Origin of the sequence: Chromohalobacter nigrandesensis (assembly GCF_023061285.1) — a bacterium.
In the GTDB taxonomy this organism is placed as follows: domain Bacteria; phylum Pseudomonadota; class Gammaproteobacteria; order Pseudomonadales; family Halomonadaceae; genus Chromohalobacter; species Chromohalobacter nigrandesensis.
Genome location: NZ_JAKGAM010000009.1, coordinates 115,697 through 140,764 on the forward strand (window position 1 = coordinate 115,697; position 25,068 = coordinate 140,764).

Annotated in this window: 22 protein-coding genes; 18 read left to right on the forward strand and 4 right to left on the reverse strand. The window is 62.4% G+C overall.

The annotated features are described in order from the left end of the window. Nucleotides 1-79 precede the first annotated feature (79 nt). The 4 genes from L1073_RS11950 to L1073_RS11965 are packed head-to-tail and all read left to right on the forward strand — an operon-like array spanning nt 80 to nt 3,673. On the forward strand, nt 80-298 hold the full coding sequence (locus L1073_RS11950; protein WP_246899560.1) for a DUF1656 domain-containing protein: 219 nt from the start codon (nt 80-82) through the stop codon (nt 296-298). Further along, a complete protein-coding gene (locus L1073_RS11955; protein ID WP_246899561.1) occupies nt 299-1,168 on the forward strand; it encodes an efflux RND transporter periplasmic adaptor subunit in 870 nt (289 codons plus the stop codon). 7 nt (nt 1,169-1,175) lie between these two features. Further along, entirely contained in the window at nt 1,176-3,227 is a 2,052-nt protein-coding gene (locus L1073_RS11960; RefSeq protein ID WP_246899563.1) for an FUSC family protein, read from the forward strand. Between the two features lie 26 nt (nt 3,228-3,253). Further along, on the forward strand, nt 3,254-3,673 hold the full coding sequence (locus tag L1073_RS11965) for a GNAT family acetyltransferase (RefSeq protein ID WP_246899564.1): 420 nt from the start codon (nt 3,254-3,256) through the stop codon (nt 3,671-3,673). A 1-nt stretch (nt 3,674) separates the two neighbouring features. Here the strand turns inward: L1073_RS11965 and L1073_RS11970 are convergent, their stop codons facing one another. Beyond that, nucleotides 3,675-4,433: an SDR family NAD(P)-dependent oxidoreductase gene (locus tag L1073_RS11970; protein ID WP_246899566.1), complete on the reverse strand. Its 759-nt coding sequence runs from the start codon at nt 4,431-4,433 to the stop codon at nt 3,675-3,677. A gap of 53 nt (nt 4,434-4,486) precedes the next feature. Continuing rightward, complete coding sequence (locus tag L1073_RS11975) at nt 4,487-5,197, reverse strand: glutathione S-transferase N-terminal domain-containing protein (RefSeq protein ID WP_246899568.1); 711 nt, start codon at nt 5,195-5,197, stop codon at nt 4,487-4,489. A gap of 385 nt (nt 5,198-5,582) precedes the next feature. Here L1073_RS11975 and L1073_RS11980 point away from each other — a divergent pair, with 385 nt between their 5' ends. The 9 genes from L1073_RS11980 to L1073_RS12020 all read left to right on the forward strand — a co-directional run bounded on the left by L1073_RS11980 (nt 5,583) and on the right by L1073_RS12020 (nt 16,022). Next, nucleotides 5,583-7,277 (forward strand): L-lactate permease, encoded by a 1,695-nt coding sequence (locus L1073_RS11980; RefSeq protein ID WP_246899569.1) that lies wholly within the window; start codon nt 5,583-5,585, stop codon nt 7,275-7,277. A gap of 206 nt (nt 7,278-7,483) precedes the next feature. Continuing rightward, nucleotides 7,484-8,983 carry a glycolate oxidase subunit GlcD gene (gene glcD, locus L1073_RS11985; protein WP_246899571.1) on the forward strand — a complete coding sequence of 500 codons (1,500 nt, stop codon included), beginning with the start codon at nt 7,484-7,486 and terminating at the stop codon, nt 8,981-8,983. A 25-nt stretch (nt 8,984-9,008) separates the two neighbouring features. Beyond that, nucleotides 9,009-10,133, forward strand: a complete 1,125-nt coding sequence (glcE, locus tag L1073_RS11990) for a glycolate oxidase subunit GlcE (RefSeq protein ID WP_246899572.1) — start codon at nt 9,009-9,011, stop codon at nt 10,131-10,133. Nucleotides 10,134-10,135: 2 nt separating this feature from the next. Further along, on the forward strand, nt 10,136-11,404 hold the full coding sequence (gene glcF / locus L1073_RS11995) for a glycolate oxidase subunit GlcF (protein ID WP_246899573.1): 1,269 nt from the start codon (nt 10,136-10,138) through the stop codon (nt 11,402-11,404). A gap of 31 nt (nt 11,405-11,435) precedes the next feature. After that, nucleotides 11,436-11,837, forward strand: a complete 402-nt coding sequence (locus tag L1073_RS12000) for a GlcG/HbpS family heme-binding protein (RefSeq protein WP_246899575.1) — start codon at nt 11,436-11,438, stop codon at nt 11,835-11,837. A gap of 217 nt (nt 11,838-12,054) precedes the next feature. After that, nucleotides 12,055-12,324 (forward strand): DksA/TraR family C4-type zinc finger protein, encoded by a 270-nt coding sequence (locus L1073_RS12005; protein WP_246899576.1) that lies wholly within the window; start codon nt 12,055-12,057, stop codon nt 12,322-12,324. A 242-nt stretch (nt 12,325-12,566) separates the two neighbouring features. Beyond that, nucleotides 12,567-14,456, forward strand: a complete 1,890-nt coding sequence (pabB, locus tag L1073_RS12010; RefSeq protein WP_246899578.1) for an aminodeoxychorismate synthase component I — start codon at nt 12,567-12,569, stop codon at nt 14,454-14,456. Continuing rightward, a complete protein-coding gene (locus L1073_RS12015) occupies nt 14,440-15,060 on the forward strand; it encodes an anthranilate synthase component II (protein ID WP_246899579.1) in 621 nt (206 codons plus the stop codon). The genes pabB and L1073_RS12015 overlap by 17 nt, the downstream gene beginning before the upstream one ends. A gap of 26 nt (nt 15,061-15,086) precedes the next feature. Beyond that, nucleotides 15,087-16,022 carry a diiron oxygenase gene (locus L1073_RS12020; protein ID WP_246899581.1) on the forward strand — a complete coding sequence of 312 codons (936 nt, stop codon included), beginning with the start codon at nt 15,087-15,089 and terminating at the stop codon, nt 16,020-16,022. 60 nt (nt 16,023-16,082) lie between these two features. Here the strand turns inward: L1073_RS12020 and L1073_RS12025 are convergent, their stop codons facing one another. Continuing rightward, the gene (locus L1073_RS12025) at nt 16,083-17,813 is read right to left on the reverse strand and encodes an NADPH-dependent assimilatory sulfite reductase hemoprotein subunit (protein WP_246899582.1); all 1,731 of its coding nucleotides are present in this window, start codon (nt 17,811-17,813) and stop codon (nt 16,083-16,085) included. Nucleotides 17,814-17,823: 10 nt separating this feature from the next. Then, nucleotides 17,824-19,614: an assimilatory sulfite reductase (NADPH) flavoprotein subunit gene (locus L1073_RS12030; RefSeq protein ID WP_246899584.1), complete on the reverse strand. Its 1,791-nt coding sequence runs from the start codon at nt 19,612-19,614 to the stop codon at nt 17,824-17,826. A 228-nt stretch (nt 19,615-19,842) separates the two neighbouring features. On the opposite strand from L1073_RS12030, the gene L1073_RS12035 reads away from it, so the two are divergent. From L1073_RS12035 to L1073_RS12055, 5 genes are all read left to right on the forward strand, one after another. After that, entirely contained in the window at nt 19,843-20,553 is a 711-nt protein-coding gene (locus L1073_RS12035) for a dienelactone hydrolase family protein (protein ID WP_246899586.1), read from the forward strand. Nucleotides 20,554-20,963: 410 nt separating this feature from the next. Beyond that, nucleotides 20,964-21,881: an ABC transporter substrate-binding protein gene (locus tag L1073_RS12040; RefSeq protein ID WP_246899588.1), complete on the forward strand. Its 918-nt coding sequence runs from the start codon at nt 20,964-20,966 to the stop codon at nt 21,879-21,881. A 115-nt stretch (nt 21,882-21,996) separates the two neighbouring features. Then, nucleotides 21,997-22,968 carry a FecCD family ABC transporter permease gene (locus L1073_RS12045; protein WP_246899601.1) on the forward strand — a complete coding sequence of 324 codons (972 nt, stop codon included), beginning with the start codon at nt 21,997-21,999 and terminating at the stop codon, nt 22,966-22,968. A gap of 49 nt (nt 22,969-23,017) precedes the next feature. After that, nucleotides 23,018-24,142 (forward strand): FecCD family ABC transporter permease, encoded by a 1,125-nt coding sequence (locus L1073_RS12050; protein WP_425531582.1) that lies wholly within the window; start codon nt 23,018-23,020, stop codon nt 24,140-24,142. Next, on the forward strand, nt 24,139-24,990 hold the full coding sequence (locus L1073_RS12055; RefSeq protein ID WP_246899592.1) for an ABC transporter ATP-binding protein: 852 nt from the start codon (nt 24,139-24,141) through the stop codon (nt 24,988-24,990). Before L1073_RS12050 ends, L1073_RS12055 begins: the two co-directional genes overlap by 4 nt. Nucleotides 24,991-25,068: the final 78 nt, after the last annotated feature.

Genomic DNA, 25,068 nt, shown 5'->3' on the forward strand with positions numbered 1-25,068 from the left:
GCGAAATGCCGATAGGCAGGTGTTGCGCATTTCGATAGCGTGCTAACATATTCGCTTGCTTTGGCGAACGGGAGAGGGAATGGGTCTCAAGGAAATCGCTGTCGGTGGCATTTATCTCAGCCCGCTGCTTATCTATGCCCTATTAGGATTCATCGGCGCACTCATCGTGCGTACCGTGTTGCACCGACTCGTCGGGCAACATACCCCCTGGTTCGAAGCGTGGTTCGATGTCGCCTTATTCGTCATCATTACCGCCGCCGTCGCCTTTGCCTTCTCGTCCACTGCTGGAATCGTTTAAATGCGCACACCGCTACGCATGCTGATCACTCTCGTCGTCGTGGCACTGGCTGTCGCTGCCGGTGTCTGGCTCTGGCATTACTACCTGTATACGCCATGGACCCGTGACGGCCGCGTTCGCGCCGATGTCGTCACGATCGCCCCGGATGTTTCGGGCTGGGTGCGCCAGCTACCGGTAAGCGATACGCAACACGTCGAACAAGGCGATACCCTGTTCCAGATCGATCAGTCGCGTTACCAAACTGCCGTCAACAAGGCCCAGGCCGTGGTCGCGTTGAATCAGGCGCAGTTGGAGCTCAAGCGACACGAAGAGAACCGCCGCAACAACCTCAGCAACCAGGCCATCAGCAGCGAGGATCGCGAAGTCGCGCGGATCGATACCCGCGTGGCGAAAGCCAACCTCGACGAGGCCCAAGCCGATCTTGAAAGCGCTCAGCTCGATCTGAAGCGCACCGTGGTCGAATCCCCCGCCGACGGACATATCCTCAATCTGCGCCTCACCGAGGGCAACTACGTCTCGGCCGGTAATCCCGTGATGGCGCTGGTCACAGCGGACTCCTACTACGTGACCGGGTATTTCGAAGAAACCAAGATGTCGCGTATCGAAGAAGGCGACACCGCCAAGATCACGCTGATGAACGGCGACACCGAATTGCGTGGCCATGTCACGGGGGTCGGTCGCGGGATCGCCGATAGCAATACCTCGTCCAACGATCAACTCTTGCCCCAAGTCGAGCCGACCTTCAATTGGGTCAGACTGGCCCAGCGGATTCCGGTGCGTATCACGCTCGACGAGATCCCCGACGAGACACTGCTCAGTGCCGGCATGACCGCCACCATCCATATCGTCGATGAGACGGATACCGACTGAGTCGCCCATGTCGCCCTGGCTGGAAACCTACCTCACCCCCTCGAAAACGTCACTGCAGTTCGCCACCAAAACCACACTGGCGATGCTGTTGGCGCTTTACATCGCGCTATGGTGCGATCTCGACCGTCCCTATTGGGCGCTGATCTCGGCGGCTTTCCTGCAGATCCGGCCGATGAGTGGCATGGTCGTCGAGAAAGGCATCTGCCAGATCGGCGGCACGCTCATCGGGGCACTGGTCGGCATCGTGATCATGGCCTTCTTCGCCCAGGCGCGCGTACCTGCCTTGGTGGTGCTGACGCTGTGGATCATGTTCTGCGCCTACGGCAGTTCGCTGTTGCGCAATAACTTTTCCTACGGCTGCATCATGGGCGCCGTCACGGCGATGCTAATCGTGGTGATTTCCGCCAATCAGCCTCCTAGCGGTATCTTCGATATCGCCATCGCACGGCTCTCCGAACTGGGGCTCGGCGCCCTCTGTGCCATCCTGGTCAGTGCCTTGCTGTGGCCCACCCGCGTCAAGAATCACCTGGCCAGCCAAGCCGACGAGGTGATCAATCACGCCTTCACCCACGCCGGGCAACGCCTCGACGCCGGGGATGAGTTGGATACCATGCAGCAATCGCTGACCGCCAGTCTCGAACCGCTGACGATGCTCGAAACCGACAGCCAGGCGGCACGCTACGAGGGCCCCGACGGCGCCGGTCGCATCCGCGCCACACACGTACTCACCCGGCGCACGTTACGTTTTTTCGCCACGCTAGGCGCGCTTTATCAGTTGCTGCACGATCATCGCGAGCGCATCAGCGCGCCCTTGCACCAGTTGGCCAGCGAAATCGCCGATGGCTTTCGCAATGCCGAGCATGTGAAAGGCATCCCGGCGGCACGTCGCCAATTACAGGAACTGCGCAAGCGAGCGCACGCCTGCACCGACACCCAGCTCGACCCCTTGCAGCGCCGCGTGCTCCTGGCCCTGCGCGAGGTGCTCGGCCATGCCATGATCATGCTCGACGCGCGCGAGGCCATCGCCCACCCCGGGCGCAAGCAACTCCGCGCCGGCTCGCTGTCCTGGCATCGCGATCACCTGGTGGCGCTGCTCAATGCCGGCCGTGCGGGGCTGGTCTTCTCGTGTCTGGCGATCTTCTGGTTGCAGACAAACTGGGGCAACGGCCAGGTGGCAATGCTGCTCGGCACGCTGTTCTCGGCGTTTTTCGCCACCCGCGACAACCCCGTGACGATCTGCATGATGTTCTTCAAAGGCATGCTGGCCGCATTACCCAGCGCCTTTCTGTTCGGCCATGTGCTGCTCTCGCAGGCCAACGGCTTTCCCATGCTCGCCATGCTATTTATCACGCCACTTTTCCTGGGAATGCTCGGGGCCTCTAATCCACGCCTGATGGGCTATTGCCTGGCCTTCACCATTTTCAACATTCTGCTGACCATGCCCGGCAATGGCATGGACTTTTCCTTCGACAGCTTCGCCAATCGCGCTATCGCCGTTATCGTCGGGCTCAGCGCCGTGGTGATGGGCTTCCGGCTATTCCCTGGCCTGGGCACACCCATTCGACGCCGGCGTTTGATCGGCGCCATCAGCCACGACTTGCGGCATATCGACCAGCAGCCCTTGCATGAAGCCGAAAGCCGCTTCAGCGGCCGTATGGCCGACCGCCTGCTGCAACTCGCCCGGCACGACGACATGCTGCCCGAAGATCATCGCCATCTGTTCATGATCGGCCTCAATGGCCTCGATTTGGGGCGCTCGTGTCTGCGCCTGCGCCACCGCCTGGATGACGCATCAGCACCGGTACATGACGCTATGCGACATCTTCTGTCCACGCTGGCCGACGGCTTCGAGGCCAGTGCCCATGGCCGCTCGCCCCAAGGAATAAACGAAGCTGGCCAAGCACTGGACGACGCCATCGCACGCCATGGCGGCATCGAGGAAGACACGCGCGAACTCATCGAAGGCTTGATCGAGCGACTTGTGCTGGTGCTGGAACATCAGGCCGAGGTCATGGCCAAGCGCCAAAAACCGGCCATTTCCACGGCCAAGACCGCCTGACAGCTACAGCCATCCAAGAGAGCAATATGCAGATCCGACCTTTCCAGCCCGGCGATGAAGAGAGCGTCATTGCGCTATGGGAACACTGCGAGTTGACGCGCCCATGGAACGACCCGCGCCGTGACATCGCCCGCAAGCTCGCGGAAGACCCCAGCCTGTTCCTGGTCGGGGTGGAAGCGGACACGCTGATCGCCAGCGCCATGGCGGGCTACGACGGTCATCGTGGCTGGGTACACTATCTGGCGGTCAGCCCCGACCGTCAGCGCTGCGGGCTTGGCCGCCAACTCCTCGCTGCCGTGGAGCGCGCCTTGCAGGCTCGGGGCTGCCCGAAGCTGATGCTGATGGTACGCAACGAGCATCCCGCACTGATCGACTACTACCGCCGCCAAGGGTACGACGACGGTGACTTCGTGACCCTTGGCAAGCGCTTGATCGCCGACGACTGACTCAGTCGCGGTCGACGGCGAAGGCGGACCACGCCTGGCGTGTCGGCATGACCTCGAGGCGATTGACGTTGACATGCGCCGGCAGCGAGACCGTGTAGAAGATCAACTCGGCGATATCCTCAGCCTCGAGCGGCGTGGTATCGCCATATAACTTGTCGGAGGCCGCCTGATCGCCACCGGTACGCACTAGCGTGAACTCGGTTTCAGCCATGCCCGGCGCGATATCGGTGACGCGCACGCCGGTACCCTGCAGGTCGCAACGCAGGTTATAGGTAAACTGCTGCACGAAGGCCTTGCTCGCGCCATAGACGTGACTCCCCGGGTACGGCCACTGCCCCGCGACCGAGCCCAGGTTGACGATACTCGCGCCGGCACCGGTCTCGATCAGCGTAGGCAGCAGCGCATGCGTCACGTTGACCAACCCGGTGATGTTGGTATCGATCATGGTATGCCAATCGGCCAGGTCCGCCTTAGGCGCCGGCTCCGGCGCCAGGGCTAACCCGGCATTATTGATCAGCGCCTTGACCGCGCGGAAGCCTTCCGGCAACGCTGCAACGACCTCCTTGACCGCCTCGGCATCCCGCACGTCGAGTACTGCGGTATGCACGGGCACCTTGCCACTCAGCTCCTCCTCGAGATCCTCGAGGCGCTCCGCGCGCCGCCCAGTGAGGATCAACGACCAGCCGGCCTCGGCGAAACGCCGCGCCGCTGCGCGACCGAAGCCCGAGGTCGCGCCGGTGATCAATACGATATCGCTCATGCTTCGCTCCTTATCTACATACGCCTTGCCGCCGATGCGCGTTCACGGCGCCATCAGCCGGGATAGCCGCCTTCGATGTCGACGATACGCGTGGCATTGCGCCCCACGCCGCCGTGCAGGTCCAGCATGCGCTCGATCCAGGCGTAAACCGGGTCGGCATTGGAAACGAGATCCGCCGTCGAGACGCAGTGCGCCCACATGAAGTGGCCGAAGACCATGTAGTCGGCGCCGCCGGGCGCTTCACCGTCGAGGAAATCGGCCTCTTCGAGGCGCCCACGCAGCGGCTCGAGGGCCGCATCGAGTGCCGAGAGCCCTTTGCTTGGCGCATGCATTTCCTCGAGGCTGCGACCCAGCGCCTTTTCGCGCGTTTCACGGAAGTACGCCTGATCGTCGGGATGCACGACATTGAACAAGTCCATGATGACGGTTTTCAGGATCCCCGGCGCCAACGCCCGCTCGCTGTAGAACTTGAAGAAACGCGCCCGTGACTCGGCCGTGTCGTCGCCCAAAAGCGGGTTTTGCGGATACACACGATCCAGGTAGCGGAAGATCTCGTAGCTATCGGTGACCGTGGTCTCGCCGTCGACGAGCACCGGCACCTTGCCTTGTCCCGAAAACGCGATCGCGTCCTTCTGCGTGAAGTGCCACGGAATGAAATCGCATTCCAGGCCCTTGTGTGCCAACGCATAACGCACACGCCAGCAGTATGGCGAGAACCGTAGCCGCTCGTCACGCCCGCTCAAATCGTACATCTGCAACGTCATGCCACCGCTCCTTTTTGATCATAGGCTTAGCGTGAGAATACTCACGCGCCGGACCTCCGACGCTACCACATGCCACGCAATCGCGCCTATCGACGCACACAAGTGGGCAGCGATGTCCTTGAAAAGACTCGTCTATTAGTCGAACTCAAAGCGTGTGAAACACCTCATCAACACGCCCAAAGGCTCCGACGAAGGTCACAGACAAGGTCATAGAAATTTGATTTTGAAGGATATTTCAAGATCATTAGCCTGCCAGCATAATTGGTAATACCAATTATCCAACAATTGGCCCCGCCGCGTTTCACGTTTATCTTTCGCTGGATGACGGGCGGCATCTGCATGCCTCCGTCTGGCGCTGCACAACAACACCGTCAGGGGCACTTTCATGAATCAAACGCTGCTCTCACTACTCGCCTTTCTGCCATTGGTACTGGCCGGCGTACTGCTGATTGGCTTCCGGGTTCAGGCCAAGGTCGCCATGCCCGTGGTTTTCGTGGTCACCGCACTGATCGCCTTGCTGGCCTGGGACATGACCTTCACCCGGGTACTGGCTTCGACGTTCCAGGGGCTGATTCTCACCGTGGGCCTTTTGTGGATCATCTTCGGCGCCATCATGCTGCTCAATACGCTGAAGCATTCCGGCGGCATCACCGCCATCCGCAACGGCTTTTCCAGCATCAGCCCCGACCGCCGCGTGCAAGCGCTGATCGTCGCCTGGCTGTTCGGTTGCTTCATCGAAGGGGCCTCGGGTTTCGGTACTCCAGCGGCGGTGGCGGCACCGCTGATGGTGGCGCTGGGCTTCCCCGCCCTGGGCGCCGTCACCGTGGGCATGATGATCCAGTCCACGCCTGTCTCCTTCGGCGCGGTCGGCACCCCTGTCGTGGTGGGCGTCACCGGCGGCCTCAACCGTAACGCGATCACCGAACAATTGACCGCCAGCGGCTCGGGCTGGGAAAGCTTCTTCCGTCTGATCGCCTCGGAAGTTGCCATCACCCACGCCATCGTGGGGGTTCTGATGCCGCTGATCATGGTCATCGTGATGGTGCGCTTCTTCGGCGCCAATCGCTCCTGGAAGGAAGGTCTCTCGATCACACCCTTCGCACTATTCACCGGGGTCGCCTTCGTGGTGCCCTACGCCTTGGTGGGCGTCATCCTGGGCCCTGAATTCCCGTCGATGATCGGCGCTCTGGTGGGCCTGGCAATTGTCGTTCCCGCCGCCAAGAAAGGCTTCCTGCTGCCCAAGGACACCTGGGACTTCCCGGACAGCTCGACATGGCCGGACGAGTGGCTGGGACGTCTGGACATCAAGATGGACCAGGTCGCCGGCAAGGCGCCAATGTCGGTCTTCATGGGTTGGATGCCGTATGTGCTGCTGGCCGTTCTCCTAGTGATCTCGCGCACCGTGCCGTCGGTCACCTCGACGCTGCAATCGCTCAGCCTGAGCTGGAACGACATCCTTGGCGAAAGCGGCGTTTCCGGCAGCCTCGAGCCGCTGTATCTGCCCGGCGGCATCATTCTGGTCGTGGTGCTGCTCACCGTATTGCTGCACCGCATGCGCGCCAGTGAGCTGGGCGCCGCCTTCAGCGAGTCGACCAAGACGCTCTTGGGCGCCGGCTTCGTGCTGATCTTCACCGTGCCGATGGTGCGCATCCTGATCAACTCCGGCGTCAATCAGGCGGATCTGGTCTCGATGCCCGTGGCCATGGCGCAGCTGGTCGCCGATGGCGTGGGGCATGTCTACCCGTTCTTCGCACCCGCCGTCGGTGCGCTGGGCGCGTTTATCGCCGGCTCCAACACGGTCTCCAACCTGATGCTCTCGGACTTCCAGTTCAACGTCGCCGAGGCCTTGGGGCTGTCCACCGCGATGATGGTGGCACTCCAGGCGGTAGGCGCCGCAGCAGGCAATATGATCGCCATTCACAACGTGGTTGCCGCGTCCGCCACCGTGGGACTGCTGGGCCGCGAGGGAACCACGCTACGCAAGACGATCCTGCCGACGCTTTACTACCTAATCTTCACCGGACTCATCGGTTTGATCGCGTTCTATGTGGTCGGGGTAAGCGACCCGTTAATGGGTTAATCGCTTAGAGTATTGATCCACCTCCCGCGCCCCGGCTTCATCGTCGGGGCCCTTTTATTGGTCTTACCAATTCTCCAGATTTTATCCTTTCGGCTAATAGGCACGATCATTCGCCATGCGCGAACATGGAAACACTTTCCATATTCGATGCGACTCCGAGGTGGAAATCATCTTGATTCGATCCATGCGCCGCCCGAGGAGGCCTCATGAACATCCTCTTTGACGAACGCCTCGACGGCGCGCTCCCCAGCGTCGACCGCGAGGCATTGATCGCCCACCTGCAGGCCGAGCTTCCCCAGCTCAAGCTGTTGCATCGCGAGGAGGATCTGCGTCCGTTCGAGTGCGACGGGCTCTCCGCGTACCGCGTACTCCCCATGTTGGTGGCGCTTCCTGAAACGCTTGAGCAGATCGCCTCGCTACTCGAAACATGTCACGCCTGGGGCGTGCCGGTAGTGACACGCGGCGCGGGCACCGGCCTCTCGGGAGGCGCCCTGCCCCTCGAAAAGGGCCTACTACTGGTGATGTCGCGCTTCAGTCGCATTCTCGAGGTCGATCCGGAAGCGCATATCGCCCGCGTACAGCCTGGCGTGCGCAACCTGGCGATCACCGAGGCGGCAGCGCCTTATGGACTCTACTATGCGCCCGATCCGTCATCGCAGATCGCCTGTTCGATAGGCGGCAACGTCGCCGAGAATGCCGGCGGCGTGCACTGCTTGAAATACGGGCTGACCGTTCACAACGTACTCGCGGCGGACGTTCTTACCCTCGAGGGCGAGCACATCACGCTGGGCAGCGAGGCCCTGGATACGCCGGGTTTCGATCTGCTGGCGCTGTTCACCGGCTCCGAAGGGATGCTCGGTGTGATCACCGAGATCACCGTCAAGCTGCTGCCCAAGCCCGAGGTCGCCAAGGTGCTGATGGCCAGCTTCGATGACGTCGAGAAGGCCGGCAAGGCGGTGGGCGACATCATCGCTGCGGGAATCATTCCCGGTGGCTTGGAGATGATGGACAAACTGGCCATTCAAGCCGCCGAGGACTTCGTCAAGGCCGGCTACCCGATCGATGCCGAAGCCATCCTGCTGTGCGAGCTGGACGGCGTCGAGGCCGATGTCCACACCGACTGCGAGACGGTGCGCGGCGTCTTCGAAGCGGCCGGCGCCACCGATATCCGCCTCGCGCGAGACGACGCCGAGCGCGCCACTTTCTGGGCCGGACGCAAGGCCGCCTTCCCTGCCGTGGGACGCATGGCGCCCGACTACTACTGCATGGACGGCACCATTCCGCGCCGCGAACTGCCGCACGTGCTGAAGAGCATCGCCGAGCTCTCGGCCACGCACGGCCTGCGCGTCGCCAACGTCTTTCATGCCGGCGACGGCAACATGCATCCGCTGATCCTGTTCGACGCCAACGCCCCGGGCGAGCTGGCGCTGGCCGAGGAAGTCGGCGGCAAGATCCTCGAGCTGTGCGTCGAGGTCGGCGGCAGCATCACCGGCGAGCACGGCGTGGGCCGCGAGAAGATCAACCAGATGTGCGCCCAGTTCAATCCCGACGAGATCACGGTCTTCCATGCCGTCAAGGCCGCCTTCGATCCGCACGGGCTGCTCAACCCCGGCAAGAATATCCCCACGCTGGCGCGCTGCGCCGAATTCGGCGCCATGCACGTGCACCATGGCAACCTGCCGCATCCCGAGTTGCCGCGCTTCTAACACCGCGTGCGTGAAAGGAGAGAACATGACACACCCCCAGGATCAACGCCCGGCCCTCGCGTCCGAAAGCCTGCCGGCCGCCGATCACGATGCCAGCGACGCCCTGCTCGACCGGGTGCAGCAAGCGGCGCGAGACAACACCCCTTTGCGCCTGGTCGGCGGCGACAGCAAGGGCTTCTACGGCCGTCCCGTCAGCGGCGAAACGCTCTCGCTCGCCGAGCACACAGGGATCGTCCACTACGATCCGGTCGAACTGGTGGTCACGGTGCGCGCCGGTACCCGCCTGACCGATCTTCAACAGACGCTGGCCGAGGCGGGACAGCAACTAGCCTTCGAGCCGCCGCATTTCGCCGACACCGCCACGGTAGGCGGCATGGTGGCCTGTGGAATCGCCGGCCCGCGCCGCCCCTGGGCAGGCAGCGTACGCGACTTCGTCCTCGGCACGCGGCTCATCACCCACGATGCCAAGCGGCTGCGCTTCGGTGGCGAGGTCATGAAGAACGTCGCCGGCTACGATCTTTCGCGGCTGATGGTCGGCGCCCAGGGCACGCTGGGGGTGATCGACGAGGTCTCGTTCAAGGTCCTGCCACGTCCCGCCGCCAGCGCCAGGCTGCGCCTGGAGATGACTCGCGACGCGGCCATGGCGCGCCTCGCCGAGTGGGGGCGCGAGCCACTGCCCATCACTGGAGCCGCACACGATGGCGAGACCCTGCATATTCGCCTGGAAGGCGGCGCCGGCTCGGTCGCCACCACGCGAGAACGACTCGGCGGCGAGCCGGACGACACCGACTTCTGGCGACGACTGCGCGAGCTCAAACTGGACTTTTTCTCGCGCCGAAACGACAGTCGCCCGCTCTGGCGGCTGTCGCTACCGCATCGCGCCCCTGCCGTACCGCTCGACGGCGACGAGCTCGTCGACTGGGCGGGCGCGCAGCGCTGGTGGCGCAGCCATATGTCGGCCGAGACAATACGCCAGCATGCCGCCCATGTCGGCGGGCACGCGACGCGTATCGACCTTGACCAACCCCACGGCATCGAGATGCCTTTCACGCCGCTCTCGCCGGTGCTGGCCAAGTACCACCGCCGACTCAAGGCCGAGCTCGACCCACACGGCATCTTCAACCCCGGGCGACTCTACGAGGGGCTATAGCCATGCAGACGAATTTCACCGAAGAAGCCTTGCGCCAACCGCACATTCGCGAGGCCGACCGCGTCCTGCGCTCGTGTGTGCACTGCGGTTTCTGCAACGCCACCTGCCCGACCTACCAACTCTTGGGCGACGAACGCGATGGCCCGCGCGGACGCATCTATCTGATGAAGGAGCTGCTGGAAAGCCGCGACGATGACGACCAAGTCACGCAAGAAACGCAGACGCATCTCGACCGCTGCCTGAGTTGTCGCAATTGCGAAACCACCTGCCCCTCCGGCGTCGAATACCACAAGCTGCTGGATATCGGGCGCGCCGAGGTCGAGCGGCGCGTCGGGCGCTCCTACAAGGAACGCATCTTGCGTTACGGCTTGCGCAAGGCACTGGTCGAGCCGCGTCGTTTTCAAGCGTTGCTCTCACTGGGGCAAACCTTTCGCCCGCTGGCGCCGGCGCCGCTCAAGGACAAGATCCCGCCCCGCGCGGTCAACGTGGGGAGCGCCGCGCCCGCGCCCCATGCCCGCCACATGCTGGTCCTCGAGGGCTGCGTCCAGCCAGGACTGGCGCCCAACACCAATGCCGCCGCGACCCGCGTTCTCGACCGTCTGGGGATCGCCCTGAGCTCAGCCCCGGAGGCCGGCTGTTGCGGCGCCATCGACTATCACCTCAATGCCCAGCAGGACGGTCGTGCACGCATGCGCGCCAATATCGATGCCTGGTGGCCACACGTCGAAGCAGGCACCGAGGCCATCGTGCAGACCGCCAGTGGCTGCGGCGCCTTCGTCAAGGAATATGGCGAGATGCTTGCCGACGACCCACGCTATGCCGAGAAGGCACGCCACATCAGCGCACTCGCCAAGGACCTGGTGGAGATCCTGCGCGACGAAGATCTTGAGACGCTGACGCCGCGCCACGACAAGCGCCTCGCCTTCCATTGCCCGTGCACGCTGCAACACGCCCAGAAACTCGGCGGCGCGGTGGAAGGCGTCTTGACGCGTCTGGGATTCACGCTATCCCCGGTGCGCGATCCCCATCTATGCTGTGGGTCGGCCGGTACCTACTCCATCACCCAACCGGCTCTGGCGACACAATTGCGCGACGACAAGCTCGACGCCCTCGAATCGGGTCATCCCGAGGAAATCGTCACCGCCAACATCGGTTGCCAGACCCATCTGGCAGGCGCGGGCCGTACCCCGGTTCGGCATTGGATCGAAATCGTCGATGAAGCCCTGATCCCGGCTACGAGCGATGCGCCTCGAGCTGCGAGCGTCCCGTAGCCCATAGCCATTATCTACCAAGGAGACACAAATGAAGACTCACGCAGTGCTTGAACTTAGCGACGTCAACCAGTTGCTCGACGCCGCTCAGAAAGAAGCCGACGCCAACGGTTGGGCAATCACCGTCGCCGTCGCCGATGCCGGTGGCCACCTGCTCGGCCTGCGCCGCCTCGATGGCGCGGCACCGTTCAGCGCCGATATCGCCACCGAGAAGGCACGCAATGCCGCCATCGGCCGCAAGGAGACCCAAGTCTTCGAGGACATGATCAACAACGGCCGTACCGCCTTCGTCAGCGCACCGATGCAAGCCTTGCTCGCCGGTGGCGTGCCGCTGATCGTCGAGGGCAACGTCATCGCCAGCGTCGGCGTTTCCGGCGTCAAACCCGATCAAGACGTCCAGATCGCCAAGGCCGCCGTCGCCGCCTTGACCTGATTTTCACCTGTCGCGAGACACGCCGCTGGCGTGTCTCCCTTTTCTTCCCTTTCTCCTCTCCGTTTCCTCCTCTTTCCCCCTGCAAAATCGCGTTTTCGTTGCCATACTTGATGACCACCATACGGTGAAATCGTAAACCCTGCGGAATGCTCGCCACGAGTTGAGGGCCCGTGAGCCAATACCACAGGCGCGGCATGCCGAATACCGAGGAGACGACATGGCAGGAGGATGGTCGAAGGACGGTGCCGTACAGGATCAGATCGACAGTACCGTCGAAGACGCCGTGCAGCGCTCGCGCCACCAGCTACCCAGTGGCGAGAGCCTGCGTCACTGTGAAGAATGCGGTGACCCCATTCCCCAGGCGCGGCGCGATGCCGTGCCCGGGGTACGCCTGTGCATTGCCTGCCAGAATGAGCGTGACCGGTATCAACAACGTGATGCCAGCGGCTACAACCGCCGAGGCAGCAAGGACAGCCAATTGCGTTGAGTCGTTCCGCCGTCGGTGAATCGCATTGCGACTGACGGCGGAACGATCGTTCTCATCGACACGCAGTATTTTCCTGCCACGCATTGTGTAGATTTATCACTCTACTTTTGAGGTGACTTTTACACACGAATAACACTCTTTTCATTAAATAAATAACACAATAATACCAATATAATCATCGTTGACATAAACACCTGCACACTCTTAAATAAACACATAATTAATACTAGGGAGCAAGGGTGATGCGCAGCCTAAACAAACAACAAACAGACAATGTTTTCATACTGCTAGAGAATACCCGTTGCTCGAGCGATCACCGCGCTTCATTGTTGTTCGAAAACCCCGAATACGAAGTGATCTGTTACCGCAACGATGCCTTACAGGGCGCGTTGCGCGAGCTCGATGAATTGCGTGAGCAAGGCTATTACGTGTCCGGCTACCTCGCCTACGAGGCGGGCTATGCGCTTGCCGACAAGCCGGATTTCAAGTTCTGCCGTCGCGTCAAGAGCGATACCCCACTCGTGCACTTCTATGCGTTTCGCGACGTGCGACGTTTGTCACAGCATCAAGCCAGCCGGTTTCTCGAAGCCCAAACACCCGACGCGACACCCGCAGCCATTCGCCACCTGGCGCTCAACGCGCAGCGCGAAGAATATCTCGACAACATAGAAAAAATAAAATCGTATATCCGTGAAGGCGATACCTACCAGGTCAATTACACACTTAAATATCGCTTCGAATATCAAGGTACGCCCGTTGGACTCTATCGCAAACTTCGCGACCGCCAAAAAGTCGAGTTCGGAGGACTGCTCAACTTTCCGGAGTATTCGGTACTCTCGTTATCGCCGGAACTCTTCTTACGTAAACAAGGAACGGCGCTGGAATCCAAGCCCATGAAGGGAACCTTCCCACGCGGCACATCGGCCGAAGAAGATACCGATATTCTCGATACGATGCGCCACGATACAAAGACCCGCTCCGAGAACGTGATGATCGTCGATTTACTGCGCAACGATGTCAGCCGCGTCGCCTCGCCGGGCTCCGTGACGGTCAAGAATCTATTCGAGATACAGACCTTCGAGACGCTGCATCAGATGATTTCCACGGTGACCGGCAAGATCGACCCCAACGCCAGGATCGAGCAGGTGTTCCGCGAACTATTCCCCTGCGGCTCGATCACCGGTGCCCCCAAGATACGCACGATGCAGATCATCGAAGAGCTGGAGCACGAACCGCGCGGCGTGTATACCGGCGCGATCGGCTACCTGACGCCTCACAACGATTTCTGTTTCAACGTGCCCATCCGCACCTGCATCACGCATGCCGACGGCCATGCGGAGATGGGCATCGGCGGCGGCGTGCTCCATGAGTCCGACTCTGAGGCCGAATACGCGGAATGCCTGCTCAAGGCACGTTTCTTGAGCGGGCTCAATCAGGATCTGCAGCTCATCGAGACCATGCGTTATCAGGCGGATAGCGCCCACATCGCGCACCTCGAAAAACACCTGCAACGACTGTCACACGCGGCACACGATCTGCACTTCGCCTTCGAGGCGACCAGCGTCCGGCTGGCCCTCGCCGAGACCATCGACGGACTCGATCACGACACACGGGTGCGCCTTTTACTCGCCCACGACGGCCAGTTCGATATCACCACCACGTCGCTGGGGCCCGAGGACGAAACGCCATCTACGGCGCGACTGGGTATCAGCAACCGATCCATCGACCAGCACGCCTTCTTGCTGCATTACAAGACCACCGCACGCGATATCTACGACAACGAATATCGACGACACCAAGCCCAGGGTGATTACGACGTGGCCTTCCTCAATCACCAAGGCCGCGTCACCGAAGCCAGTCGCCATAACCTATTCATCGAAAAGGATGGCTTGTTGCTGACACCGCCTCTCGACGAAGGCGTACTCCCCGGTATCGCCCGCGAGACGCTCATCGAAGCGAGTTGCGAGCGCTGTTGCGAACGCCCGCTCATCCCGCAGGATCTACTCGACGCCGATGCTATATGGCTGACCAACGCCGTGCGCGGCGTCGTGCCGGTCACGCTCAGCGAGCAGGCCATACAAACCCTTACCGTCTGGGCGGGCCAGGAGGCTACCTATGCTGTGTCTCATTGATAACTACGATTCGTTCACCTACAACATCGTGTCCTACCTCAACCAACTGGGCGTCCAGCCATGGATCGTCAAGAACGATGCGATGACGCTAGACCAGCTAGCAAGCCACGACATCGAGGGCATCCTGATCTCGCCGGGGCCCTGCACGCCGTCGCAGTCCGGCATCACGCTCGAAGTTATCAAGGCCTACGCAGGCAAGGTCCCGATTCTGGGCATCTGCCTGGGTCATGAAGCGATCGCCGAGGCCTTCGGTGGGTATATCGAGCACGCGCGCGAGGTCATGCACGGCAAGGTCTCGTACGTTCATCACGACGGACATGGCGTGTTCACCGGTGTCAGCCAACCCGTGCGCGTGACGCGCTATCACTCGCTGATCGTCACCCGCCAACGCATGCCCGCCGATTTCGAGATCAGCGCCTGGACCTGTGACGCACAGGGCAATATCGAAGACGTCATGGGCATTCGGCATCGCGACCTGGATATCGAGGGCGTGCAGTTTCATCCCGAATCCATCCTCACCGAGCATGGCCACCTCATGCTGGCGAACTTCCTACGTCGGCTCGATCGACAGCGCCCATCGCTCGGGAAAGCGGCCGGCTTCTAGGCAAGGATTTTCAAGGAAGAACCTACATGTACACCGGCATCGATCAACACACGAGGGCCCGCGAAAGCGAGATACTCGCGCGCCTCACCGAAAACTGGAACCAGCGCGTCGCGGTGCGCAAGGTGCGACTCGACCTGAGCGAATATTACGACACCACGGCGCCGGACTTTCCGCCGTCGATGGTGCCTTTCTGGGACGATCCGCGCTTCCAGGCCATCGACGAAGCGGACAAACGCCGCGTCCTCGCTGGCGCCTGGATCAACTACAACGAGAAGACGATCTTCGTCGAGGACAAGGTCATCAATCCCATGTGCTCGTTGCTGCTACGCGATGCCCTGCCCGGCGTCGGCGATAGCGTGACCAAGAAGGCCATCGCGCAGACCCAGGTGGACGAGCAGTTCCATATACTGATGTGCTTAGAGGTCTGCGACTGCGCGCGTCGTCAGCACCAGCTACATGACTTGCACATTCCCACGCCCCTGCTCGAGCAGCGCATGGAGACAGCGCTTTCCAAGGCGGACAACGAGCGCGAGTTCGCCTTGATCCGCATGGCCTATGCCACCGTGGCCGAGATAACCATCAACGTGTTCTTGAAACGTCTCTCGCAGGACCGCAGCATCCAGCCGCTCAACCGTCTGAACACCGAGCTCCACCGCCAGGACGAAGCCTCGCACGCCGCCATTTTCGGTGAGATTGCCCGCGCCGTGTATGAACGTCTCGGCGCCGGACAGCAGGCCATTTTTCGCGCCCACTTGATGCGCGCCATCGACGACTTTGTCGAACTCGACGTGGGATTCTGGCGCGCCATTCTCGACTATCTGGCGATCCCCGAACGCGGGAGCATACTGCAAGACATGGCCGCGAAGAGCCGCACGAAGCGCTCACTTCGCGATTATGGCGCGTTGGTCAAACTGTTGCAGCAGATCGGCATTCACGAAGGGCCGAGTTTCGTCTTTCAGTAACACGACATCGCGCGAACAGACCACTACCTGGCGCCCATCCAGGCGCCAAGGCTAGCAGACTCAGTGAGTATGGAATTCACGCCCTGCCAGGGTCGGTGCGATCACCCCGGCGCGCACCACGAAGTCGCCAAAGGCCTCGCCCGCCTCGCGCTCGGCGGCGTAGCGCTGAATCAGCGGCGTAAGCTCCTCGAGGATGGTCGCCTCGTCGATGTTCTCGCGGTAGAGCTTGTTGAGACGCTCGCCGGCGAAACCGCCGCCCAGATAGAGGTTGTAGCGTCCCAGCGTCTTGCCCACGAAGCCGATTTCCGCCAGATAAGGTCGTGCGCAGCCATTCGGGCACCCCGTCATGCGCACGACGATGGCGTCGTCACCCAGGCCCACGTCTTGCATGATCGCCTCGAGCCGGTCAATGAGCGACGGCAGATAACGCTCGCTTTCGGCCATTGCCAAGCCACAAGAGGGAAATGCCACGCAAGCCATCGCGTGGCGGCGCAGCGGCGTCGTCTCGAACGTCATCGCGTAATCCGCCAGCAGTGTATTGATGGCCTCGCGACGCGCCTCGGGTACCTGGGTGATGATCAAGTTCTGGTTGGTGGTCAGGACGATATCGCCGTCATGCGCCTTGGCAATCTCGCGCATGCCGCTCAGTAGCTGCGGACCTCCGTCGACATCCGCCAGGCGACCGTTTTGAACGAACAAGCCGTAGTGCCAGAGATCATCCTCACCCTGATACCAACCCAGCCGGTCACCGTTATGGGTGAGCGGCAATTCTTGCGCTGGCGCCAGCGACTCGCCCAGGTACTCCTCGACGCGCTCGCGGAAGCCTTCGACGCCTAAGGCCTCGACGGTGTACTTGAGACGCGCCTGCTTGCGGTCATGACGATTGCCGTTATCACGCTGCACGAGCATGATCGCTTCCGACACGGCTGCCGCGCGATCCGGCGTACAGTAGCCGACGATGTCAGAAAGCCGCGGGAAGGTCGCGGTCTCGCCGTGCGTCATGCCCATGCCGCCACCGATGCAGACATTGAAGCCCTTGAGCTCGCCCGCCTGCACGTCGGCGATGAAGCCAACATCGTGGGCGAACACATCGACATCGTTCTCGGGCGGAATCGCCAGCGCGACCTTGAACTTGCGCGGCAGATAATGCCGTGTATAGAGCGGCTCGACCTCGTCGCCGGTTTCCTGAGGCCCGCCCGCCACGCGCTCTTCGCCGAGGAAGATCTCGTGATAGGCCCGCGTGCTCGGCAACAGACGCGTGCTGATCTCGTGCGCGAGGTCGTAGACCTGACGGTGCACCGCCGAGCGGTGCGGGTTGGCGGTGCAGATCACGTTGCGATTGACGTCACCACAGGCGGCGATGGTATCCATCATCGCCTTGTCCAGCGCCTGCAAGTGGCCACGCAGGTTTTCCTTGAATACCCCGTGGTACTGAAAGGTCTGACGCGTGGTGATGCGCAGCGTGCCGTTAGCATAGCGCCTGGCGTTGTCATCCAGCGTCAGCCACTGCTCGGGCGATACTCGCCCGCCGGGCAAGCGCAGACGCACCATGAACGAATACAGCGGCTCCAGCTTGCGATGGCGACGATCGTCGCGCACATCGCGGTCATCCTGCTGATAGAAGCCATGAAACTTGGTCAGTTGCGTGTCCGCTTCATTGACCGCGCCGGTGGCCCGGTCGGCCAGGCTCTCTTCGAGGGTGCCATAAAGATAGTGGCTCTCTACCTTGAGGCGTTCGTTGGGGTGCAGCTCGTCGAGCGACACGTCACGCAGCTTGGCGATGATATCCATGTCGGTCTCCTCAATAGACGTCGCGCTGATAGCGCTTTTGCTGCTGCAGGTCACGCAGGTACTCGGCAGCGGCTTCCTCGTCATAGCCACCCTGCTCGCGAATCACATCGAGCAAGGCCTGGTGGACGTCCGGCGCCATGCGCTCGGCGTCGCCGCACACGAAGACATAGGCCCCGGCCTGCAGCCAATCATAGAGGATGGCGGCCTGTTCGCGCAGGCGGTCCTGCACGTAGACCTTGTCTTGCTGGTCGCGGGAAAACGCCACGTCGAGTCGCGACAGGAGCCCCGTCTTGCGCCATTGCAGCCATTCGGCCTGATACAGGAAGTCACTGCGCCGCCGCCGGTCGCCGAAGAACAGCCAGTTGTCGCCGCTCGCACCGCGCGCCTCGCGTTCCTGAAGGAAGGCCCTGAACGGCGCCACCCCGGTGCCCGGCCCGATCATCACGATGGGCGCCGCGTCATCGTCGGGCAGCTTGAAGTGCTTGTTATGATCGATGTAGATCGGCACTTGATCGCCAGGGCTGACGCGGTCGGCGAGGTAGGTCGTCGCCACGCCGCCGCGCGCGCGACCGTGGGTTTCATAGCGCACCACGGCCACCGTGAGATGCACTTCATCGGGGGCCGCGGCCTGGCTCGAGGCAATCGAGTACAAGCGCGGCGGCAGCTTGCGCAGCGCACGAATGAAGGTGTCCGCTTCCAGTCCCTCGACCGGAAAATGCTCAAGCACGTCGATGATATGCCGCCCCTGCAGCCACTCGCGCAGCTCGTCGCGCGACTCTTCGTCGAGCAGGCGACGCAGCTCGGCATCATCGCTGATCTCGGCCCAGTGATTGAGGAAGGGACGCGTCAGGGTGGTGACCTCGAAATCGTTGAGCAAGGCGTCGCGCAGTTGGCGCCCTTCCTCGAATGGCGCCTCGCCATCCAGCCGCAAGGTGTCCAGCAGCTCATCGACATAGGCGGGGTCATTCTGCGGCACGACGCCCACCGCATCGCCGGGGCGATATTCCAGTCCCGACTCCTCCAGCGAGAGCTCGACATGCAGTGTCTGCTTGTCGGAATCCTGGGTATTGAGCGGCTGCACCTCCAGCACTTCCGCCTGGAAGGGATGCGAACGCGAGTAGCTGGCGGCCGCGCCGCCGGACGTATCGGACGCCGGCTCTGGCGCAGCACTTCCCGAGAGCGCAGCGAAGGCCTCGAGCGTCGCGTCGATCCATTGCGTCGCGGTCTCTTCGTAATCGACATCGGCATCGACCCGCGCACATAGGCGCTGCGCCCCCAGCGACTCGAGGCGCGAATCGAGCACCTTGCCGGACTCGCAGAAATACTCGTAGCTGGCATCGCCCAGTCCAAAGACGGCGAAGCGATGATCGTCACTCAAACGTGGCGCCTTGCGCCCCGCCAGCAACTCATAAAAACTCAGCGCACTATCCGGTGGATCGCCATCGCCCTGAGTGCTGACCACCGCCATCAAGCGAGTGGCCTGCTTGAGATCTTGCTTGCCGAAGGACGCCATGTCCTTCAGCTCGACTTCAAGCCCCCGGGCCCGCGCGCGCTCAACGGCCTGCTCGGCCACGCCCTCGGCATTGCCGGTCTGGCTGCCGAACAGTACGGTCAGCGGCTCACCCGGCGTCAAGGCGGCTGATTCGGCGGCCGCGGGTGCATCATGCGCATCCAGGCCAGCCAGATAGCCCTGCAGCCAGGCACGCTGCCGGGCATCGAGATCGACCAGCGCGTCATTGAGCCGCCGCGCCTGATCGGCGCTGAGGGGGCTGTTCGATTCGGACAAGCGTCCTTGCGACATTGGACCTCTCATCGTTGCCATGAATAATCGGGAGCTAAAGACCTCTAGGCTAGGCAAGACTGAAAAGAATTAAAAATTCTAAAACGCAATCTTTATATTCTTTAAAAGCTTAAGCCACCGAACGACCCATCTGGAGCATCGTTCGCCTGCGAACATCCTGGCCTTCATGGTGTCAGCTCTCTAGACTAGAGCCATATCTCGAACGCTTCATCCCTCCAAGGAGACACCATGAGCGATTCCGCCGTCACTATCCAGTGGATCGATATCACATCCCACGACGCTCAGACCTTCAAAGGCTATCTAGCCCTGCCACCCGCCGGCAAAGGCCCCGGCATCGTCTTGATTCAGGAAATCTTCGGCGTCAATGCCCACATTCGCAGCGTCGCCGAGCAATATGCTCAGGACGGCTACGTAGTGCTCGCGCCGGATGTATTCTGGCGTCAGGAGCCGGGCGTCGAGCTCGCCTATGAAGGTGCCGACATGGACAAGGCCTTCAAGCTCGTCGGCGATATCGATTTCACGGTGGCCGTCAAGGACCTCGCCAGCACCACCCAGGCATTGCGCCAACGCAGCGAATGCGACGGCGACGTCACCGCCATCGGCTACTGCATGGGCGGCATCCTCGCCTACCTGGCGGCCATCGACGCCGGCGTCGACCGTGCGGCGAGCTTCTATCCCGGTGGCATCCACAAGCATCTGGACAAGGCCGCACGGCTCGACGTGCCGGTGCAGTTCCATTTCGCCGGTAACGACGGGCATATTCCCGCCGAGACCGTCGATCAGGTACGCGCCACCTTCGCCGACCGCGACGACGTCACCATTAACGTCTACGACGGTGCCGATCACGGCTTCAACTGCTGGGCCCGCAGCGCCTACCATCGTCACGCTGCAGCGCTCTCCCACGGCCGCACCCTGGTCTTCCTCGAAAATCGCGCCTGACACTCAGCCACGCATATCTTACCAACGAGAACCCCAGCCAAGACGGGGTTCTTCCCCTTCCTTCCCGCTGCCGGCGGCGGTCTCACGAACACCATGTTTCGTCATGGCGAACGCGCTTTCCGAGCCGCCTCCATCGAAAGACTCTCGCCGTTAAGAAAAGTGTCGTAACTTCTTTTAAACAAACTAAAAATCAATGACTTGAAAAAAAATACCCACTCTTTTCATGCATCGCTCTTGCCACCCGCCACCTAAATTCGGCCCGCCATATGCCTGTCTTTGCGTCTCTCAAGGAGACGACATCGCCTGATCCATCGTGAGACAGCTTCTCATTTACATTCGTTCTCGTTTACTATTCTTGGCGCTTTTACGACGGATCATTCCTCACGGGATCAACAGGTAGGAACCTCGCCATGACATCTCTACGTCGCTTTTGCATGACCGCGACCGGCATCGCCGCGCTTTCCGCGACCTTGCCGGCCAGCGCCACAACCCTGGAAACGGCTTTCGGCTCGGTTGAGGTCGATGACGATCCCTCGCGAGTGGTCACGCTTTACACAGGGGCGCTGGATACGGCACTGACGACGGGCATGACGCCCCTCGGTGCAGTCGCCACGCGCGGCGGAGACGGCGTACCCGGCTACCTGAGCGACGCCGCCGGCGATATCTCCATCGTCGGCACACCGCGGGAAACCAACATCGAGGCCGTGGCGGCGCTCAAGCCGGACCTGATTCTCGCCTCGCCGCAGTTGTCCGAGTCTCAATATCAGTTGCTATCGCGTATTGCCCCCACCGTAGTGCCGGATGTCACGCCCTACCAGATGGATAGCTGGGAGCAGGAGGCGCAGGTCTATGGCAAGGCCCTCGGACAACTTGATGCCGTCAACGAGGCGATCGACGAGGTCGATGCTCAGACACAGGCAATTCGCGAGGACGTCGCGGACTCACCCACGGCCAGCCTGATTCGCTGGATGCCGCAAGGTGCCATCGTCATGGCGCCGCAAATCTTCTCCAATACGCTTCTCGCGCGCAGCGGTTTCACGGTCGATGACGGCGATACCGTCAAGGAAGGGCGACCACACAGCGATCCGTTGAGCCTGGAGAATCTGTCGAAGATCGATAATGACTGGCTGTTCCTGGCCACGCTGAATGCCGAAGGTGATGAGGCTTACCAAGCGGCCAAACAGTCGCCGGCCTTCGACCGCCTCGACGTCGTGCAGCAGAACCACGTCATCAGCGTCGACGGTCAACTGTGGACCAGCGCGTCCGGGCCGATGGCAGCGCAGGCGATCCTCGACGACATTGACACCGCCATGCACGAAATGAAGTGACTGCTACATGGCGTCGTTCATCAATCGTCACGCCGATAGCCGCGTCATGAGAAGCCTGAGAGCCTGTCGCTGGTCCGATGCGTCGCCCTCGCCGGTCGTCACATGGGGCCTGTTGATGATCTTGCTAGCGGCCATCGCATTGCTGAGTCTGTTGTTCGGGGCCGGGGACGTCGGTCCCGGACGCGCCTGGCAAGCGCTGAGCGATTTCGACGCCGCCGCCATGCACGATAGCGAAGCCCATTTCGTGATCGGCGAGCTACGCCTGCCGCGCCTGGGAATCGGCCTGGTGGTGGGAATCGCTCTGGGAATCGCGGGCGCGCTGCTGCAGGCGGTGACGCGCAACCCCTTGGCGGAACCCGGGCTGCTGGGCGTCAGCGCGGGCAGTGCCTTCGCCGTGACGCTAGCGATCCTGTGGGGAGCGGATGCCGCCACGCTGCGGATCTCGGTCGCTCAACTCGGCGCCCTGGGCGGGTGTTTGTGCGTGCTGGCCGCCGCACGCCTGCAAGGCATCGGCAATGACCCGGTGCGCCTCATCCTCGCCGGGGCGATCCTATCGGGTTTGCTGCACTCGCTATCGTCGCTGATCCTGCTGTTCGATCAATACACGGCGGATGAGATCCGCTTCTGGGTGGTGGGCAGCCTCGCCGGCCGGGACGCCACAGACCTGATGCCGCTGGCTCCCAGCCTGGCGCTAGCTGCATTGCTGACCGTCATTCTCGCGCGCCCGCTCGCGGCGCTGGCGCTCGGCGAGCATGTCGCCATCGGCCTGGGGCATCACCCCCGCATGGTGCGTCTGTTGGTGATCGTCGTGGTCGCGCTGCTGGTCGGCGGCGCCACGGCCATCGCCGGACCCGTCGCCTTCGTGGGGCTGGTCGTGCCCTTCGCCGCGCGGGCGCTGGCCGGCCCCGACATTCGGCGTACCTTGTGGTTCTGTCTGCCACTAGGGCCCATTGTCGTCGTCAGTGCCGATATCGTCTCGCGACTCGTGGTGCCGCCTTCCGAGTTGCCAATAGGGGTGATCACGGCGCTGATCGGTGCCCCCGTGCTGATCGCCGTGGTCCGCCGCCGCCGACTCCCGATGCTGTAAGCCATCCATGTCGACGTCGTCCATAACGAACAAGCCGCCCATGTCGAATATGCTTTCCACCGCCTCGCGTGCCACGAAATACGAAGTGACACCGTTCTCTCGAACGCAGGCGTCGAACCAGGCGCAAACGGGCAAACTTCTCCTCACGCTGCCGCTGGGCAAACGTCCGCCACTGCGGATCATCGTCGACAAGCGCAACCTGCTCGCCAACTTGTTGCTGGCAGGGCTTCTGATGGTGCTGACTGGGGTATCGCTGGCGACCGGCAGTGCCGCGACGCTGTCCGGGCCGGCAATGCTCGGGGCACTGCTCGGCCACGGCAGCGCGCTGGATATTTTCGTGGTCCACGAACTGCGCCTCCCCCGCGTCGTGGCCGGACTCGTCACCGGTGGCGCTTTCGCGCTGGCCGGTTGCCTGATGCAGACGGTGGCGCGCAATCGCCTGGCAACGCCGGGCATCGTCGGGCTCGACAATGGCGCCACGGCCTTCGCGGTAGCCTCCGTGGTGGGTACCGGGATCAGCCTGGCGCCGCCTGCCATGGCCTTGACCGGCGCCGCCGTCGCCGCTGCGCTGACCTTCGGGCTGACCGGCAGCATCGGCGTGCGCGGCTATCGCTTCCTGGTCGCCGGCATCGGCGTGGGCGCGGTATTCGGCGCCATCACCCAACTCATGCTGACGCGAGTCTCTATCGATGCCGCCAATGCCGCCTATCCGTGGACGGTGGGCAGCCTCAACGCGCGTCCCGCGCATGCGGTATCGATACTCTCACTGGCGCTACTGCCCGCGCTGTTGGCGGCCATCCGGCTGACACGCTCGCTAACCGTGATGCGCCTCTCCGACACCGTGGCCATCAGCTTGGGCGTCTCGGCAAGCCGCTGTCGGCTGATGGCGTTGAGCGTAGCGGTAATCCTCACCGGGCTGGCCGTGGCGGTAGCCGGCCCGGTGGGAATGGTGGCGCTGATCGGCCCGGAGTTCGCACGCCAGATTAGCACTCGAAACACAGTACCCGTGGTCGGCGCGACCCTGGCAGGTGCCATCGTCATGCTCGCCGCCGACCTGCTAGGGCGCGTGATACTCGCCCCCATCGAAGTGCCGGTGGGCATCGTCACCGCCTTGATCGGCAGCCCGCTGCTCCTATGGATACTCTTGAACCCCAATGCCAGGACGACCCCATGACCCAAGAGGCATTCGTTTCCGCCCCCCCCGATGACGAAAGCGCCCCGGACATCGCGACGCAGGGGCTATCGCTCGCCTATGGCGACGTGCCCGTCATCGAGGGGCTCGGGTTGCGCCTTCCTGCCGGCCAGGTCACCGCCATCGTGGGCCCCAACGGCTGTGGCAAATCGACCCTGCTCTCGGGGATGTCGCGCTTGCTCAAGCCGCGCGCGGGCGCGGTCCTGCTCGATGGCGCCGACATCCAGCGCGTGCCAAGCCGACAGATGGCCAAGCGTTTGGCGCTACTCCCGCAACAACCCCACGCACCCGAGGCGCTGACCGTGGCCGAACTGGTGCGTTTCGGGCGTCACCCGCATCAAAGCTGGCTACGCCAGTGGTCCCCTGACGACAAGGCTTGCGTCGATGAAGCGCTTGAGCTGACGGGGCTGACGACGCTTGCCGAGCGCCCGGTAGACGCGCTCTCCGGCGGCCAGCGGCAGCGTGCCTGGATCGCCATGGCCATCGCCCAGCAGACCTCGACGCTGCTGCTCGATGAGCCCACCTCGGCGCTCGATCTTGGGCATCAGGTCGAGGTCTACGAGCTCATCCGCTCGCTCACCGCTGCGGGCAAGACCATCGTCATGGTCATCCACGATCTAATCGGCGCCTGTCGCTACGCCGATCACCTGATCGCCATGCATCAAGGTCAGATTCTCGCCGAAGGGCCGCCGGGAGAGACGGTCACGGCCGATCTAGTGCGGCGGCTTTATGGCGTCGATTGCACGCTGATGACCGACCCCGCCACCGGTGCCCCACTGCTCACCAATGTACGCCGTACACGCGACGCCCTCGACGGCAGCGCGACCTAGAAGTGCGCGCCAGAATTGATTAGCCTAGATAACACCCAGATCATTCAAACCGGTCCCGGCGACGTACTTTCACGACGA